This is a genomic window from Mesorhizobium sp. WSM4904 (assembly GCF_029674545.1).
Taxonomy (GTDB): domain Bacteria; phylum Pseudomonadota; class Alphaproteobacteria; order Rhizobiales; family Rhizobiaceae; genus Mesorhizobium.
In genome coordinates, this window is the sequence record NZ_CP121354.1 from 3,703,461 (window position 1) to 3,718,401 (window position 14,941).

Below are 14,941 nucleotides of genomic sequence, written 5' to 3' on the forward strand. Positions count from 1 at the left end.
ATGGTCGATGACAACGAACTCGACAGGCTGCGCGATCTGGCAGTTCCGGCGCCTGATGTCGAAGCGAAAGCGCGTACCTTAGCCGCGGCGATGCACGCCTTCGACGGCCAAGAAAATATTTCGACCGTCCCCCAAGGAACGCCGGCAGGTCTTCGTCTCACGGAGCGAGCAAGAACGCTCTGGAGAGAGATCATGCAACGGAAACTCATTGCCACGCCGGCCATCACCGCGCTGGTCGCGCTGCCTATCGCCGGATATGTCGCTTTTGAGATGTTGAAGGAGCAGCCGCCAGTCATCGGCGGCAACGAAGGCAAGGTGACCGAGACAGTGGCCGACAAGCCGGTGGCGCAGAAGCCTGCGAGCAATGGGCTGGCGACCAACGAACCGCTGGCGGCCGCGCCCGCCAAGAAGAAGACCGACGGCGATAGCGAGGATCGCGTCAAGGATGAGGCGCAGATCGCGCCGGCGGCGCCGAAGCCGGCAACCGAGGTGGACAGCCTGCTCAAGCAGGAGGCGGCGCCGGAAGCTATGCCAGCACCACCGCCCGCGCCGGCGGAGAGCGGCCAGCTTGCAGCCGGCGGACGCGCCAATGCGCAAGCACCCGCAGCCACCATGCGGTCTGCCGAGATGCCTGCCGGCACGGTCGCCGATTCCAAGCTGATGGTGCAGCCTTCGCCCATGCCGGCCGACCAGTTGCAGCCGCAGGAGGAAAACCGCGACCGCATCGAGACCTTCAAGACCAATCCGGTGCACGCAACCGCCCAGGATCCGGTCTCGACCTTCTCGATCAATGTCGACACCGCCTCCTATTCCTTCGTCCGGCGTTCGCTGAAGGAAGGTATTCTGCCCGACCCGGACACTGTCCGCGTAGAGGAGATGATCAACTACTTCCCCTATGACTGGAAGGGTCCGGATTCAGCTTCGACGCCGTTCAACTCGACCGTCACCGTCATGCCGACGCCCTGGAACCAGCGCACCAAGCTGATGCATGTCGCCATCAAGGGCTTTGACGTGAAGCCGGCCGAGCAGCCCAAGGCCAATCTGGTGTTCCTAATCGACGTGTCGGGCTCTATGGACGAGCCGGACAAGCTGCCGCTGCTGAAGTCCGCCTTCCGGCTGCTGGTCAGCAAGCTGAAGCCCGACGACACCGTCTCCATCGTCACCTATGCCGGCAATGCCGGCACGGTGCTGATGCCGACCAAGGCGGCGGAGAAGCAGAAGGTCCTTGCGGCCATCGACAATCTCGAGCCCGGCGGATCGACGGCCGGCGAGGCGGGCATCAAGGAGGCCTACAAGCTTGCGCAGCAGTCCTTCGTCAAGGACGGCGTCAACCGCGTGATGCTCGCCACGGACGGCGATTTCAATGTCGGCCAGACCGATGACGACGATCTCAAGCAGCTGATCGAGAAGGAGCGCAAGACCGGCGTGTTCCTCTCGGTGTTCGGCTTCGGCCGCGGCAATCTCAACGACCAGATGATGCAGACCATCGCCCAGAACGGCAATGGCACGGCGGCCTATATCGACACGCTTGCCGAGGCCGAGAAGGTGCTGGTCGAGGACGCATCCTCGACGCTGTTCACCATCGCCAAGGACGTCAAGATCCAGGTCGAGTTCAACCCGGCCAAGGTCTCGGAATATCGCCTTGTCGGTTATGAGACCCGCGCGTTGAAGCGCGAGGATTTCAACAACGACCGCGTCGATGCCGGAGACATCGGCTCCGGCCATTCGGTGACGGCGATCTATGAAATCACGCCCAAGGGCAGCGGCGCCGAGCAGGTCGATCCTCTGCGCTACGGCGAGGCGAAGGTCGACAATGGCGGGGTCGCCAATACGGACGAATATGCGTTCGTCAAGATCCGCTACAAGCTGCCGAGCGAGGACGTCTCCAAGCTGATCACCACGCCGGTGACCGCCGCCAACGAGGTGTCGTCCTTCAACGAGGCGGGAGCCGACCAGCGATTTTCGGTCGCGGTCGCCGCCTTCGGGCAGAAGCTCCGCGACGAGGATCAGGCGGCGAATTTCGGCTACGACCGCATCCTGGAGATCGCCAACGCGGCCAGAGGCGCCGATCCGTTCGGCTACAGAGCCGAATTCCTGTCGCTGGTGCGACTGGCCTCGTCACTGGGAACCAGGCCGTGAATCGATAGATTTGCGGGCGGACGGCTTGCCAATGTCCGCCCTCCACCTATGGCGAACAAAATTCTGCAGCGCAGTTGAATGACGCAACGAAACGCAGGCAGGTATCGATGCCTCGATGGGCAGCTATTGCACGTAACTGGTCGCAGCCCGGCGAATCCTATTGCTCTTCGTCGACGCGCCGCAGGATTGCGCGATAACGGTTGCATACGTCGGGATCCTCATAGAAGTCCACTTCCGTATCTACGATGTCGTCCAGGCTTAGTCCGCGATAATGCGCCTTTACCTTTGCCAGGACGTCTTGCGCTTGCCTGATTTCGCCGAGTTCGGAATGGCAGATGATAAGACGAATGAGCGACCACGGTGTTACAGTCGCCATTTTCGCGTAGCAGGCCGCCGCCTCGCGATATCGCCCGGCCGTCGTCAGCAGGACGCCACGGAAGTCGTCATACCATCCCACGGCGTATGGGTCGCGGCGCTGGGCTTCGGTTATTTCATCAAGCCCTTGCTCCGGCCTGTTCGTATGATTGAGGAAAATAGCGCGGATACTGAGAATGAATGGGTCGTTCGGATTGAGCGCAACCGCCCGGTCAAGGCTGAATTCAGCCTGCTTGAATTGGCGCAGGTACAAGTGAGCGAAGCCGGTGGCGAGATGCCCATAGGCTTCGTCGGGATCAAGGTCCAATGCTGTTCTGGCGATCTCCAGTCCGGAATGCAAATGACCGGGATTGTTGTAGTCCCAATAGTATTTGATGGACTCCACAAAGCTCAGCATGGCGTGGGCGGCGGCAAACTGCGGATCGAGCTTCACCGCCTGGCGCAGAAAGGGTTCTGCTTCAAGCACGGTTTCATAGACGGCCGCGAGTTGCAGCGCCCGCAGGTAGAACTCATAGGCCGACATATTGTTGGTCGGCCTGGCCCTGGCGCGCGACGCAATCGCGGTTCTGGCCTGGCGGGCCAGACGGGCTGCGATCATCCGGGTGATTTCGTCCTGGATGGCGAAAATGTCGTCGAGTTCCCGGTCGTAGTGCTCGCCCCAGACATGAGCCATCGCGGGCGCATCGGTCAGCTGTACGGTGATCCGTACCCGGTTGTTGATCTTGCGCACGCTGCCTTCGACAACGTACTGGACGCCAAGTTTCCTTGCCACCTCCGCCAGATCATTCGCCTTGCCGCGGAACTGACGGGAGGAGTTCCGTGCAGTAACCAGGAACTCCTTGAACTTGCCGAGCTCAGCGATGATGTCTTCGGTAATTCCGTCGCTGAAATAGTCTTGCTCCGGGTCGCCGCTCAGGTTGTCGAAGGGAAGTACGGCGATGGACGGTCTGGACGGCGCCGTAGCCTCTGCCAGAGCTAGGCAGGGCTTGGGACCGGCATATTTATAACCGCGCCCATGCACGGTCACGATCATCTCGGCAGGCAGCAGCTTTCGAAGCGCCGAAATGTGGACCTGCAGCGTGTTCTCCTCCACCACAAGGCCCGGCCAGACCGTAGCGAAAAGTTCGGTCTTGCCGATCACTTCATCCGGCTTATCGAGCAGCATGGCGAGGATGTCGAAGGAGCGGGCCGAAAGCTCAACCGGCCCATTTGGCCCCAGCAACCGCCGTTCGGCGCGCTTCAAACGATAGTTCCCAAATTCCAAGTCCATTGGCCAAGAACCCGTCCCCTCGCGGCCAGGATAGTCGAAGATGACCCTGAAGGCGAACTTCAGGGCTGTTCAGGACTCTTCAGGTCCGCGCCAAGGACCTGAGCGGGAAGCGGTGTCATTCTCACCATTGCGGGAGGACACCATGGCTGACATCCCCACCACCGCCCCGACTGCCCGCCGACGCCTCAATCTGCCGCGGCTGGTCTTTCCAAGGCTCGCAATCGGCGTATCGCTCAATGCCATGTCCAGCTTGATGGGCGATGCGCTCAAAATGGCCTACGTGGACTCCTACGCCAGTGTTCGCCGCCAGGCGCCGGCCGCCCCGGACGACGATCTCGAAGGCCGAGATCCCGCCTGGTGACCTGCAAGGTCCTCACCGAGTGGTGGTTCAGCGGGAGCTTCCGGTCAGCGCGGGATATATGGCTTGGGCCATTCGCGACAGGGCAGACCTGCCGGCCTCGCCGATCGTTAAATTGCGTGGCTTTTCCGGAACCTCGTCGCAATGACCTTCTGTTAGTCGAAACTGATAGAGGACTTTGAGGGGCTGGAATTGCATATCACCGGGAACGTGTCGTCGACTGCGGGCAATCTTCAGGCGCGAGCGCCATCCGCTCCATCGGCTGAATCCGCGCGTATCAGGAACGATGTCGATGCTGCCCGCAACACGGCGCTCTCCGCGCTGAACAACGACCGCTTCCGCGTGATGCTGGAGCAGATCAGCGACCCGCGCGCATCCGGCACGTTGATGACGATGAGCGCCGACAGCAACAACACCGTCGGTACCGACCTCAATACGGCGCTGTCGCGCTACGACGAAAACAGCAAATAGAAAGGAGCGTCAGGCGCGGCTGCGCCGGCGTTCGCGACGGCCTTCGCCAGCCTCGGCCGAACCGGCCGAGGCGATCTTGTTGCGCATCGGACCGATGCGCTCGACGATGGTCTCGACGGTCGGGCGCACGGACTTGGTGTGACCGTCGAGCGCCTTGCGCATCGCGGCGAGGTGAGCGAACGAGGTGCCGCAGCAGCCGCCAACGATTTTCGCGCCGGCATCGACCGCCAGCCGGACATAATCGGCCATCAGCTCGGGCGTGCCGGAATAGTGGATCTCGCTGCCGCGGAATTCCGGAATGCCGCAATTGCCCTTGACGATCACGGTGGCCTCCGGCTTGGCGTCGGTCATGTCGAGCAGCGAGGCCAGGATGTCGGCCGCGCCGACACCGCAATTGGCACCGACGCCGAGCGGAGCCTGAGACAGCCCATCGGCAACGCCGTGGATGTCCTTCGGCAATAGCCCCATCATGGTGCGGCCGGCCGTGTCGAAGGAGCCGGTGTAGGTATAGGGCAGGCCGACGCGGATCGCCGCTTCGGCCGCGGCGCGGATCTCGTCCGGCGCCGACATGGTCTCGATCCAGGCGACTTCGGCGCCGCCGGCCTTGAGACCCTCGATCTGCTCGGCAAACGCATCGACCGCGTCCTCATAGGTCATGGCGCCGAGCGGCATCAGCAGCTCGCCGGTCGGGCCGACGGAACCGGCGACGATCACCTTGCGGCCGGCCTTGTCGGCGACCGAGCGGGCGATTTCGGCGGCGCGCTTGTTCAATTCGCCAACCCGGTCCTGGGCATGATGCAGCTTCAGCCGGTGACGGGTGCCGCCGAAGGAATTGGTCAGGATGATGTCGGCACCGGCGTCGACGAAATTCTGGTGGAGTGTGGCGATGGTTTCGGGCGAGGTCTCGTTGAGCAGCTCGGGCGCTTCGCCGGCCTCGAGTCCCATCGCGAACAAATTGGTGCCGGTGGCGCCGTCGGCCAAAAGCACGCCCTTTTCGGCAATCAGTGCGTCGATCGGATTGGTCGCGGTCATGGCTTTGGCTTTCGTATCCTGAATTCGGATAACGATATAAAGAAGTCTTTATATCTAGTCAATGAATTTGCAGGTCGCGACAGCATCCTTGCGGCCACCTTCGCGATGGCAGCGTTCAGACAGAGCCCGAGGGGAAGGACATACCGGCCAGCCTCTGCGTGAAGCTCGCCGCCTCATGCGCGTTGATGTCGGCGGCGCGGATCAGATTGTCGAAATGGCTGGTCAGGGTGCGGACCGGCTGGGTGGCGTTCAACACCAGATACATGTCGCCGACATAGATCGCGGCGCGATAGGGACCGAAGATCGTGTAGGGGATCGAATAGCGCATGCGGCCGTCGTAGAGGAACAGCCGGAAGGTCGGGTAAAGGTCGTCGAGGAGCGTTGCCATGTGCAGCAATTGCCTGCGACGCTCGGCTTCCGGAAAACGGTCCCATATGCCGAGACCGCGCGCGAAGATCTCCAGCGTGTGGCGCGGCATGCAGACTTCCATGTCGGTCTCGGGCCGCCTGTTGTAGTCGATGCGGTACTGTGTTTCGCCCGCCTGCGCCTCGCGGCTCTTATTGGCGATGCCCGCCTCGTACTCGACCAGCGCCTCGGTGCGTAAGAGATCCGGAATGCCCGCCGGGACGTAGCGGATCTTCGTGCCGGCCGCCTCGGCATGCCATTTGGCAAGCAGCGTGCGGTCGAAGCCGTCCGGCGCCTCTTCGATCTCCAGGCTTTCTCTTATTTCGCCGGTGACGCCTTCGTCCTGGCTCAAGCCCAGCAGCCAGTCGAGCGACACCTTGAACTCGGCGGCGATGTTGAGGAGCGTCTCGGCGCGAGGCAGGCGGGTCGAGGCGCCTGACAGCAGTTGCGACAGCGCCGAACGGTCGATGCCGACAGCCGTCGCGAAGGCGGACTGATTCAAGTCGGAGCGTGTCAAGAGCAATTTCAAACGCTCCCGGAAGATCGTCGACAGATCACGCTTGTCCATGCCGCAGCTCCTGCCTGAGGGAGGAAAAATTTGCGCCAGCACAGCATTCGGCTGCTGCGAAGGCGCAAATGAATCTCCGAATTTGTTTACAATCTATAACATCTGCGGCCAAAAATGCGCAATCGCAACAGTTTGTGCGCTTTGTCGCGTTGCGACAACGAAAGCCTCCTGACACAATGTTGTCAGGAATCAAACTGGTTCCGGCGACTGGAAGGCAGTGGTCGATAGCATGACTGGCATAAGCAAGAGACGTAGCACCAAACCGGCCGTGGAATGGCCGACCGTATTCCTCGCACTCTTCTGTTACGGCGCGTGGCTCGCCACGGGTTTCCTGCTTTGGCCTTCCTATCCGCTGCTGGCGCTCGCCGTCCTGGCCGTGATACTGGCCCTGCAGTCCTCGCTCATGCACGAAGTTTCGCATGGCCACCCGACCCGCAACGCCAGGATCAACGAAGCCTTCGTCTTCCTGCCGATCGGCTTCGTCTGGCCGTTCCGCCGCTTCAAAACGATCCACCTTCGCCATCATGCCGACGAGCGGCTGACCGATCCGCTGGACGATCCGGAAAGCTATTACCAGGCGCTCTGGATGCATGAGGAACTGCCGCCGGCGATGAAGTTCCTGCTCAAGATCAACAACACCATGGTCGGCCGCTTCATTCTCGGCCCGTGGCTGTCGTCGATCGGCTTCTTCATCGACGACGCCAGGCAGATTGCCGCCGGCGACAAGACGATCCGCAACGCCTGGCTGCTGCATGCCGTCGGCCTTGTCGTGGTTGTGCCGATCGTGACGTTGGCCTTCGGCATCCCGCTCTGGCTCTACATACTGGTGCCGGTGTGGTTCGGCCAGTCGCTGATCTCGGTGCGCACCTATGCCGAGCACCAGTGGTCGGAACATCCGGAGGGGCGCACGATCATCGTCGAGCGGTCGCCGCTGTCGTTCCTGTTCCTCAACAACAACCTGCATTTCGTGCATCACAAGAGCCCGACGGTCGCTTGGTACAAGCTGCCGAAGATGTTTCGCGATCGCCGCGAAGAGTGGCTGCGGATGAACAACGGATATGTCTATCCGAGTTATTTCGCGCTGATCAAATCCTTCGCCTTCAAGGCCAAGGAGCCGGTGGTGCACCCGGTGCTGCGCCGTGCGCCGGAGCCCGGCCGCGCCTTCAAGCCGCGCATCAGGGCGCGTAATGTGAATGGACTTGGAACGGCTCCAGTGCCGGCCGAGCCGCCCAAAGAGTAATTTCGACTTTCCGCGACGGCTTTTTCTCGCGGAACGCAGGCGCCGATGGGTGCCTGTCATTGAAAGCTATTCGTCATGAGCAAGTTGGTTGCGGCCTTGCCGATGTATGACTGGCCCGAGGTGCATGGCGAGGTCGACGCGCAATGGGCGCAGCTGCGCGACGCTTTCCGGCAGAGGGGTATCGATGCGCCGAAGAAGATGGCGCGCAGCAATCGCGATTTGCCGCCGGTGCCAGACGGTATCCGCGACGATGCCGGAAGACTGATCGCGCCCGACCCGGCGACATTGCCCCCGGACGAGTTCGATTTTCACCAGCTTTGGCTGAGCCCTGCGCTGCTCTTCGGGCAAACCTGCTGGGGACCGATGGGACTCGGCCTGGCCGCGCATGTGCAGGTGATTGCCCAGCCAAGCTATGACGAGTTCGAAGGCGGGCAGGGCGAGCTCTATTCCAGCGCGCTGGTGATGCTGGCCGATGGCGGGCCGTCGGTCACCTCGCCCGAGGATGGCAAGGCCGTCATCCCGCTCGATCTCGTCCGCGGCAAGCGCTTCATCTTCAACAATCCGGATTCCATGTCCGGGCTGCTGGGGCTGACGCATGACCTGGAGGCGATCGGCGAAACTCTAGACATTTTCGCCTCGCGCAGCGAAAGCGGCGGCCACCGGTCGTCGATCGTCGCCATCGCCGAGGGCAGGGCCGACGTCGCTGCAATCGACTGCCAGAGCTGGGCGTTGGCGCAGCGTTTCGAGCCGGCGGCGAAGCATGTCAAGGTCGTCGGTTGGACGGCAAGGCGCAAGGGCCTGCCGTTCATCACCGCGAGGATTACGTCGGCCAATGTCGTCGCATCCATGCGCGAAGTCATCGCCGAGCTTGGCCTGGAAGGTTCAGTCGCCAAGCAGCCTTTCGTCGAGCGGATAGGCTGAGAGCTTTTCATTGCCGGTTTCGGTGATCAGGATCTGCTCCTCGATCTTCACGCCCTCGCGTCCACCCATCCTGCCGATGTAGCTTTCCACGCAAAGCGCCATGCCGGGTTCGAGCACGCCGTCAGGCGTGTCGTCCGTCCAGTCAACGGCATGCGGCAAGGTTGGATATTCGTCCGCCAGGCCGACGCCGTGGTAGAGCACGCCGTAGCGCGTCGGGAAGGAGTCTCCGGGCGGCACCGCCGAACGCTTGACGAGGTCGCGAAACGAGATGCCTGGCCGCAATAGGCTAGTGTTGTGCGCAATCTGGTCGGCGGCGATGCGGAACAGGTCTCGCTGCTCGTTCGATGGCCTCCCGTCGCCACAGAGCCAAGTGCGCGAAAGATCGGCGCAAAATCCATAGGGGCCGATGAGGTCGGTGTCGAAGGCGACGAGGTCGCCGTCCTCGATCACGCGCGACGAGCATTCCTGGAACCAGGGATTGGTGCGCGGCCCGGACGACAGCAGCCGGGTCTCGATCCATTCACCGCCGCGCGCGATGTTGCCGCGATGGAGCTCCGCCCACAACTCGTTCTCGGAAATGCCCGGCTTCAGCGCCGCTTCCATCTCGCCCATTGCCGCCTCGCAGGCGACGATCGCTCGGCGCATGGCAAGGATTTCGTCGGGCGACTTGATCAGGCGCGCGTTCTCCATCACAGCCTCCCCGTTGCCGACCGTGATGCCGCGGCGGGCAAGCTCGTCGACGCCGTCGGGGTTGATGTGGTCGACGGCGATGCGGCGATTGCCGCCGCCGTGCTCGGCAAGGAGTTCGGCGATGCCGGCTCCCCAGCGGCGAACCTTCTTGTGGGTCAGCTCGCCGCTATAAAGATACATCCACGACACAGCCGGTCGCACCTCGTCGACGACCCCGGCGTGATCCGACAAGTGCTCACAGGAGAAATAGTCGAACAGCACCACCGGGCCTTCGGTGGCGACGAAACAGTGGCGGGTCGGGTTGTGCGCGACCCAAAGCTGCATGTTGGTCGTATCGGTCGCGTAGCGGATGTTGACCGGGTCGTAGAGCAGGGCGCCGGCATAGTCGCGACGCCTGAGCTCGGCGCGGATGCGCTCGAGCCGGTATTCTCGCATCGCCGGCAGGTCGGGAACGGCAATGCCTGCGGCCGCCCATTCGGCTTCGGCCTGTGCGCCATAGCCCAGGACGTGCTGGTTGAGCGCGGCAGCCTTCTCGCGGGAAGCCTCGCGCAGCGCTTCGACGGAGCCCGGTTCGAACGGCATGATCTTGCGGTGGCGGCCGAAGCGAAATTTGTCCATGTGGTCCCCCTGCGCCTATTGCACCGCGATCTTGTGAAGCCTGGTGATCGTCACCTGACGGGTTCGCGGCGTGCCTCCGAGCAGCTGCGGCACCTCGATGCGCCGATGGATGGTGTCCATCACGTAGCCCGCCTTGGCGATCCTGTCGAAGATGACCCCGACGGGCTCCCTGTCATCAGCCAGGACGAGCACCGCCGGCTCGCGGATCGACTGGCTGAAGTCAGGTATCTCGTCGTCGAGTACGACAAGATCCGGATCGACCAGCCGCAGATTGCCGACCCAGAACCAGCTTGAGACCACTGTGCCTACCGGTCCGTCGGCGGTGATCTGGTCGTAAAGCGAACGATAATCCATCCGCACGATACGGCCGCGGTTGTCGCCGCCGTTCAGATGCATGTACCAGCTTGCCGGCAACGCCAGAATGGCAAGGACGGCGCCGACGAAGACGATCGTGCCTTGCGTCTTCCGGCCCCTGTCTCCCATGGCGTCGAGCCGCATGGCAAGAGCGACAGGCAGCAGAACAAAAACAGGGAGCATCCAGCGATCGCGAAATTGCGTCACGCCGCCAACAAGAACCACGACGAGCGTGAGCAACAAGGCGAGGGCAATCGCCCGCCAGACCAACTTTTCGGGCCACGATGCCGCCAGGGGCGGTGGCGTGGATTCCTTGCGTGCCAGGAAGAAGGCGAGGGCAAAGACTGCGATCGGAAGTCCGGCGAAGTTGAGTATCGCGTTGCCAAGGCCAAGAATGCCGAGAGATGCCGTTTTCGCCACGCGGCCGCCCTCAACGCCATCGAAGCTCCCGCCGTGCGCCAGCAGGTCTCCCAGATGCGTGAGGCTCCAGTAGAATGTCGGCAGGCAGGCAAGGATCGCCACAACCACGCTGATCAGGAAACGGCGATCGAAGATCGCCTCACGTGTCTCGCGAAGCGACAGCGCCGCAAGGAACAGCGCGGCGAGAAAGATCACGACATTGTATTTCGACAGCGTTGCCGCTGCCGCCGCCAGGCCAAGCAGCACATAGGCGGCCGTCGAACGCTGTTTCTGCAGCTCGACCACCGCCAGAAGCAGCAGCGACGAAAAGCAGAAAACCGCGATCGAATGGGTGAGGGCGTGCTGCATCTCCCACACGATCTGAGGAAAAAGCAGCAGGCCGAACATCGCCGCGGCGGCCGCGCGGTTCGAGTAGCCGAAGCGGCGCACCGCTGCAAAGGACGCGATCAACCCACCGGCCAGCAGGGTGTATTTGACGATCTTGAGCGCGAAGATGTCGGTGCCGACCAGCGATGCAGTGAGGATGCCGAGCCAGGTGTATAAAGGCGGCTGCGAGCTGCCATAGCCGGCCGCCAGAAAGCGCATCGCCATCAACTGTTCGGCGTCGTCGACGCCGACGCCCGTGCCCACGACGTGGGACGAGAGCGTCATCACCGCGATCTGGACAAGACAGTATGCAAGAGCAAACGCGATCGCGGCGCTGAATGGGCCGACCCGTTCATCGCAGAGCCAGTCGGTCCATTTCTCTAGCTGCCGCAAAGGGGTCGTCTTCTCACTGATGCGTTGGTGGCCGGTTGTTTATATAGCCGGCCACCGGCGCGATCCGAAAGCGGTACATTCGGGGCGAAACCGCGCACACTCCTGGAGTTGCTCTAGGCGCGCATCTTCTCGCCGCTCGGGTCGAAAGGCGGCTCGACATTGATGCGGGCCGGGCGGCGGTGGCCGAGGATCTCGATCTCGAACAGACCGGCGCTCTCGTCCTCGGCAAGGGCGGCCGGCACATAGCCCTGCGCCATCGATTTCTGGACATAGTGCGCATAGCCGCCCGAGGTGACCCAGCCGACGACGCGCCACTCACCGTCGACGATGCCGCGCACGGCCGAAGCGCCCTCGGCGGCCCTGGAGCCGCGCACTTCCTTGCCGGTCTCGTCGAAGCGCGGCGCGCCATAACCATGCGGCTTTTCTACCGTGCCGTAGTCCTTGCCGACCTTGGCCCAGATCGGCTCGTCGCCCATCACGTCGGCGTCCGCCGCATCGACGATGAAGGAGACACGGCGCAGCTTCGGCCCCTGCGCCTGCTCCTTGGCTGACGCCTCACGGCCGATGAAGTCGTTCTTCTCCAGCTTGATGAAGCGGTCCATCGAACCTTCGAACGGTCCGTAGATCGGGCGCAGTTCGCGGAACCAGGTCGGGAAGTTCTTCTCCAGGCGCATCGACAAGAGCGCGCGCATGCCGAAATCGACGATGCCGAATTCGGCGCCGGCGTCCTTGATCGCGTGATAGACCAGACGCTGGTAAGCGGGCGCCATCCAGATCTCGTAGCCCAAGTCGCCGGTATAGGTGATGCGGTTGACCATGCAGGGCGCGCCGCCGACCGCCATCTCGCGGAAATCCATGAAGCGGAAGGCCTTGGTCGAGACGTCGACATCGACAAGCCTCTGCAACAGGTCGCGTGATTTCGGTCCGGCGATGGACAGCCCGACCAGCGTCTGGTCGAAGCGATGGATGCGTACCGAACCGTCCTTCGGCAGGTGCTTCTCGAACCAGCGCATATGATATTTCTGTGCGGCCGACGAGCCCCAGATCATGAAGCGGTCCTCGCCGGTCTTGGCGATGGTGAAGTCGCCGATCAGCTTACCGAACTCGTTGACCATCGGGGTCAGCACGATGCGGCCGGCCTTCGGCATGCGGTTGGTCATCAGCCGGTTGAGGAAATCCTCGGCTGCCGGTCCCGACACCTCGTATTTGGCGAAGTTGGCGATTTCGGTGACGCCGACCCTTTCGCGCGTGGCGCGCACTTCTTCGCCGATCGGGGCGAAATCGTTGGAGCGGTGGAAGGAGACGATGTCCTTCGGCTCGGTGCCCTTCGGCGCAAACCAGAGCGGGGTTTCGAGTCCCCATGAATCGCCCATGACGGCGTTGTTGGCGAGCATGGTGTCGTAGAGCGGCGTCGTCTGCGCCGGACGGGCGGCAGGCAGTTCCTCGTTCGGGAAGCGGATCGAGAAACGCCGCGAATAGTTCTCGCGCACCTTGGCGTTGGTGTAGCGCAGCGTCGCCCATTCGCCGAAGCGGGCGACGTCCATGCCCCAGACGTCGAAGCCCGGATCGCCATGCACCATCCAGTTGGAGAGCGCGAGGCCGACGCCGCCGCCCTGGCTGAAGCCGGCCATGACGGCGCAGGCGCACCAGAAATTGGTCAGGCCCTGGACCGGACCGACCAGCGGGTTGCCGTCGAGCGCGAAGGTGAAGGGGCCGTTGATGATCTGCTTGATGCCGGCCTTCTCGATGCCGGGGAAATGCTTGAAGCCGATCTCCAGCGACGGCGCGATGCGGTCGATGTCGGGCTGCAGCAACTCATGGCCGAAATCCCACGGCGTGTTCACCGGCGACCACGGCTTGCAGGCCTTCTCATAGGTGCCGAGCAGGATGCCGTTGCGCTCCTGGCGGGTGTAGATCTCGCCCTTGAAATCGAGCACGCCGATCATCTCGCGGCCGGTAGACTTGTTGAATTCCTCGACCTCCGGCATCGGCTCGGTGAGCAGGTACATGTGCTCCATCGCCAGCACTGGCAGCTCAACGCCGACCATGCGGCCGATCTCGCGCGCCCACAGTCCGCCGCAGTTGACGACATGCTCGGCCTTCACCGTGCCCTGCTCGGTGACAACGTTCCAGGTGCCGTCGACCTCCTGCGTCAGCTCGATGACGCGGTTGCGCAGCACGATCTCGGCGCCGAGTTTGCGCGCGGCCTTGGCATAGGCATGCGTGGTGCCGGACGGATCGAGATGGCCTTCGACCGGGTCCCACATGGCGCCGACGAAATTCTTCTCGTCCATCAGCGGGAACATCGCCTTCGCTTCCGCAGGCGTGATCAGTTCGGTGTCCATGCCGAGATAGCGGCCCTTGGCGTGGGCAAGGCGCAGGAAGTCCATGCGCTCCGGCGTGTCGGCCATCATGACGCCGCCGGTGAGATGCAGCGAGCAGGACTGGCCGGAGAGCTCCTCGATCTCCTTGTAGAGCTGGACGGTATAGGCCTGCAGCTTGGCGACGTTGGGGTCGCCGTTGAGCGTATGGAAGCCGCCCGCCGCGTGCCAGGACGAGCCGGAGGTCAGCTCCGAACGCTCGATCAGCATGATGTCGGTCCAGCCGGCCTTGGCGAGGTGGTAGAGCACCGAGCAGCCGACGACACCGCCGCCGATAACAACCGCTTTTACGTGGGATTTCATGAAGATAGGTCCGTTTTTGAAGATACTGAATCGAGTGATTGAGGCGTGAAGACAAAGCGCAGATCGGGGGCGACGATGTTTTCCGCCAGCCTGCCGTCAAGCGCGGCAAGGATGGTTTCGCAGACGGAAGCGCGATGTTTCAGGCCGTCATGGTTCCAAAGGCGCAGGATCGAATAACCTTGCGCGCGCATGAAGTCGTCGCGGCGGCGGTCATAGGAACTGTCGGCGTGTTGGGACCCATCGACCTCAACGACCAGCCATTTTTCGCGGCAAGCGAAGTCCGCGAAATAGGGGCCGATGGAAAATTGACGCGTGAACCGGTAGCCGCCGAGCTTGCGCGCCTTCAGCTCAAGCCAAAGCAGTGCTTCGGCCTGATTGCCTGTCTGACGGAGGTCTCTTGCTCGCTGGGTGGTACCTTGTTTGCGGCGGCTTCGCGTTTGAGCAGCGCCTTCCCCCACTCCGTCGCCGCTTCGCGGCGCCACCTGTCCCCCCTCCGGAGGGAGAGGAAGGGTGCCACCGAGAGGAAGGGCGCCGGCTGGAATCGCCTCGCGCCTTTCCTCTCCCCCGTCGATCGGGGGAGGTGTCGAGCGAAGCTCGACGGAGTGGGGGTCGACCGTGCACCAAATCCGCTTGATTT

12 protein-coding genes are annotated in these 14,941 nt (G+C 62.8%); 5 read left to right on the forward strand and 7 right to left on the reverse strand.

Annotated features, from left to right (window positions below):
- The gene (locus QAZ47_RS17635; protein WP_278230197.1) at window positions 1-2,139 is read left to right on the forward strand and encodes a VWA domain-containing protein; all 2,139 of its coding nucleotides are present in this window, start codon (window positions 1-3) and stop codon (window positions 2,137-2,139) included.
- A 157-nt stretch (window positions 2,140-2,296) separates the two neighbouring features.
- On the opposite strand, the gene QAZ47_RS17640 is transcribed toward QAZ47_RS17635, so the two are convergent.
- Window positions 2,297-3,757 (reverse strand): winged helix-turn-helix domain-containing protein, encoded by a 1,461-nt coding sequence (locus tag QAZ47_RS17640; RefSeq protein ID WP_278230198.1) that lies wholly within the window; start codon window positions 3,755-3,757, stop codon window positions 2,297-2,299.
- 169 nt (window positions 3,758-3,926) lie between these two features.
- Here QAZ47_RS17640 and QAZ47_RS17645 point away from each other — a divergent pair, with 169 nt between their 5' ends.
- Both QAZ47_RS17645 and QAZ47_RS17650 read left to right on the forward strand, forming a co-directional pair.
- A complete protein-coding gene (locus QAZ47_RS17645) occupies window positions 3,927-4,145 on the forward strand; it encodes a hypothetical protein (protein WP_278230199.1) in 219 nt (72 codons plus the stop codon).
- Window positions 4,146-4,334: 189 nt separating this feature from the next.
- Window positions 4,335-4,613: a hypothetical protein gene (locus QAZ47_RS17650; protein ID WP_278230200.1), complete on the forward strand. Its 279-nt coding sequence runs from the start codon at window positions 4,335-4,337 to the stop codon at window positions 4,611-4,613.
- A gap of 9 nt (window positions 4,614-4,622) precedes the next feature.
- Here QAZ47_RS17650 and bmt read toward each other — a convergent pair whose 3' ends face one another.
- Both bmt and QAZ47_RS17660 read right to left on the reverse strand, forming a co-directional pair.
- Window positions 4,623-5,645: a betaine--homocysteine S-methyltransferase gene (bmt, locus tag QAZ47_RS17655; protein ID WP_278230201.1), complete on the reverse strand. Its 1,023-nt coding sequence runs from the start codon at window positions 5,643-5,645 to the stop codon at window positions 4,623-4,625.
- A gap of 115 nt (window positions 5,646-5,760) precedes the next feature.
- On the reverse strand, window positions 5,761-6,618 hold the full coding sequence (locus tag QAZ47_RS17660; protein ID WP_278202015.1) for a helix-turn-helix transcriptional regulator: 858 nt from the start codon (window positions 6,616-6,618) through the stop codon (window positions 5,761-5,763).
- A 229-nt stretch (window positions 6,619-6,847) separates the two neighbouring features.
- Between QAZ47_RS17660 and QAZ47_RS17665 the strand changes: the two genes are divergently transcribed.
- Both QAZ47_RS17665 and QAZ47_RS17670 read left to right on the forward strand, forming a co-directional pair.
- Window positions 6,848-7,858: a fatty acid desaturase gene (locus QAZ47_RS17665; RefSeq protein WP_278230202.1), complete on the forward strand. Its 1,011-nt coding sequence runs from the start codon at window positions 6,848-6,850 to the stop codon at window positions 7,856-7,858.
- 75 nt (window positions 7,859-7,933) lie between these two features.
- On the forward strand, window positions 7,934-8,779 hold the full coding sequence (locus tag QAZ47_RS17670) for a PhnD/SsuA/transferrin family substrate-binding protein (RefSeq protein WP_278230203.1): 846 nt from the start codon (window positions 7,934-7,936) through the stop codon (window positions 8,777-8,779).
- Here the strand turns inward: QAZ47_RS17670 and QAZ47_RS17675 are convergent.
- The 4 genes from QAZ47_RS17675 to QAZ47_RS17690 all read right to left on the reverse strand — a co-directional run bounded on the left by QAZ47_RS17675 (window position 8,741) and on the right by QAZ47_RS17690 (window position 14,762).
- Window positions 8,741-10,087 (reverse strand): Xaa-Pro peptidase family protein, encoded by a 1,347-nt coding sequence (locus QAZ47_RS17675; RefSeq protein WP_278230204.1) that lies wholly within the window; start codon window positions 10,085-10,087, stop codon window positions 8,741-8,743. The genes QAZ47_RS17670 and QAZ47_RS17675 overlap by 39 nt on opposite strands.
- A 15-nt stretch (window positions 10,088-10,102) precedes the next feature.
- Entirely contained in the window at window positions 10,103-11,512 is a 1,410-nt protein-coding gene (locus QAZ47_RS17680; protein WP_278230205.1) for a glycosyltransferase family 39 protein, read from the reverse strand.
- Between the two features lie 221 nt (window positions 11,513-11,733).
- The gene (locus QAZ47_RS17685) at window positions 11,734-14,304 is read right to left on the reverse strand and encodes an FAD-dependent oxidoreductase (RefSeq protein ID WP_278230206.1); all 2,571 of its coding nucleotides are present in this window, start codon (window positions 14,302-14,304) and stop codon (window positions 11,734-11,736) included.
- Complete coding sequence (locus QAZ47_RS17690) at window positions 14,301-14,762, reverse strand: DUF559 domain-containing protein (protein WP_278233818.1); 462 nt, start codon at window positions 14,760-14,762, stop codon at window positions 14,301-14,303. The genes QAZ47_RS17685 and QAZ47_RS17690 overlap by 4 nt, the downstream gene beginning before the upstream one ends.
- Window positions 14,763-14,941 lie beyond the last annotated feature (179 nt).

Bases quoted from the DNA above. Each gene is read 5' to 3' on its own strand.
- QAZ47_RS17685 (WP_278230206.1), bottom strand. From the start codon at position 14,304: ATGAAATCCCACGTAAAAGCGGTTGTTATCGGCGGCGGTGTCGTCGGC.
- QAZ47_RS17665 (WP_278230202.1), top strand. From the start codon at position 6,848: ATGACTGGCATAAGCAAGAGACGTAGCACCAAACCGGCCGTGGAATGG.
- QAZ47_RS17660 (WP_278202015.1), bottom strand. From the start codon at position 6,618: ATGGACAAGCGTGATCTGTCGACGATCTTCCGGGAGCGTTTGAAATTG.
- QAZ47_RS17635 (WP_278230197.1), top strand. From the start codon at position 1: ATGGTCGATGACAACGAACTCGACAGGCTGCGCGATCTGGCAGTTCCG.
- QAZ47_RS17670 (WP_278230203.1), top strand. From the start codon at position 7,934: ATGAGCAAGTTGGTTGCGGCCTTGCCGATGTATGACTGGCCCGAGGTG.
- bmt (WP_278230201.1), bottom strand. From the start codon at position 5,645: ATGACCGCGACCAATCCGATCGACGCACTGATTGCCGAAAAGGGCGTG.
- QAZ47_RS17675 (WP_278230204.1), bottom strand. From the start codon at position 10,087: ATGGACAAATTTCGCTTCGGCCGCCACCGCAAGATCATGCCGTTCGAA.
- QAZ47_RS17645 (WP_278230199.1), top strand. From the start codon at position 3,927: ATGGCTGACATCCCCACCACCGCCCCGACTGCCCGCCGACGCCTCAAT.
- QAZ47_RS17680 (WP_278230205.1), bottom strand. From the start codon at position 11,512: ATGACGCTCTCGTCCCACGTCGTGGGCACGGGCGTCGGCGTCGACGAC.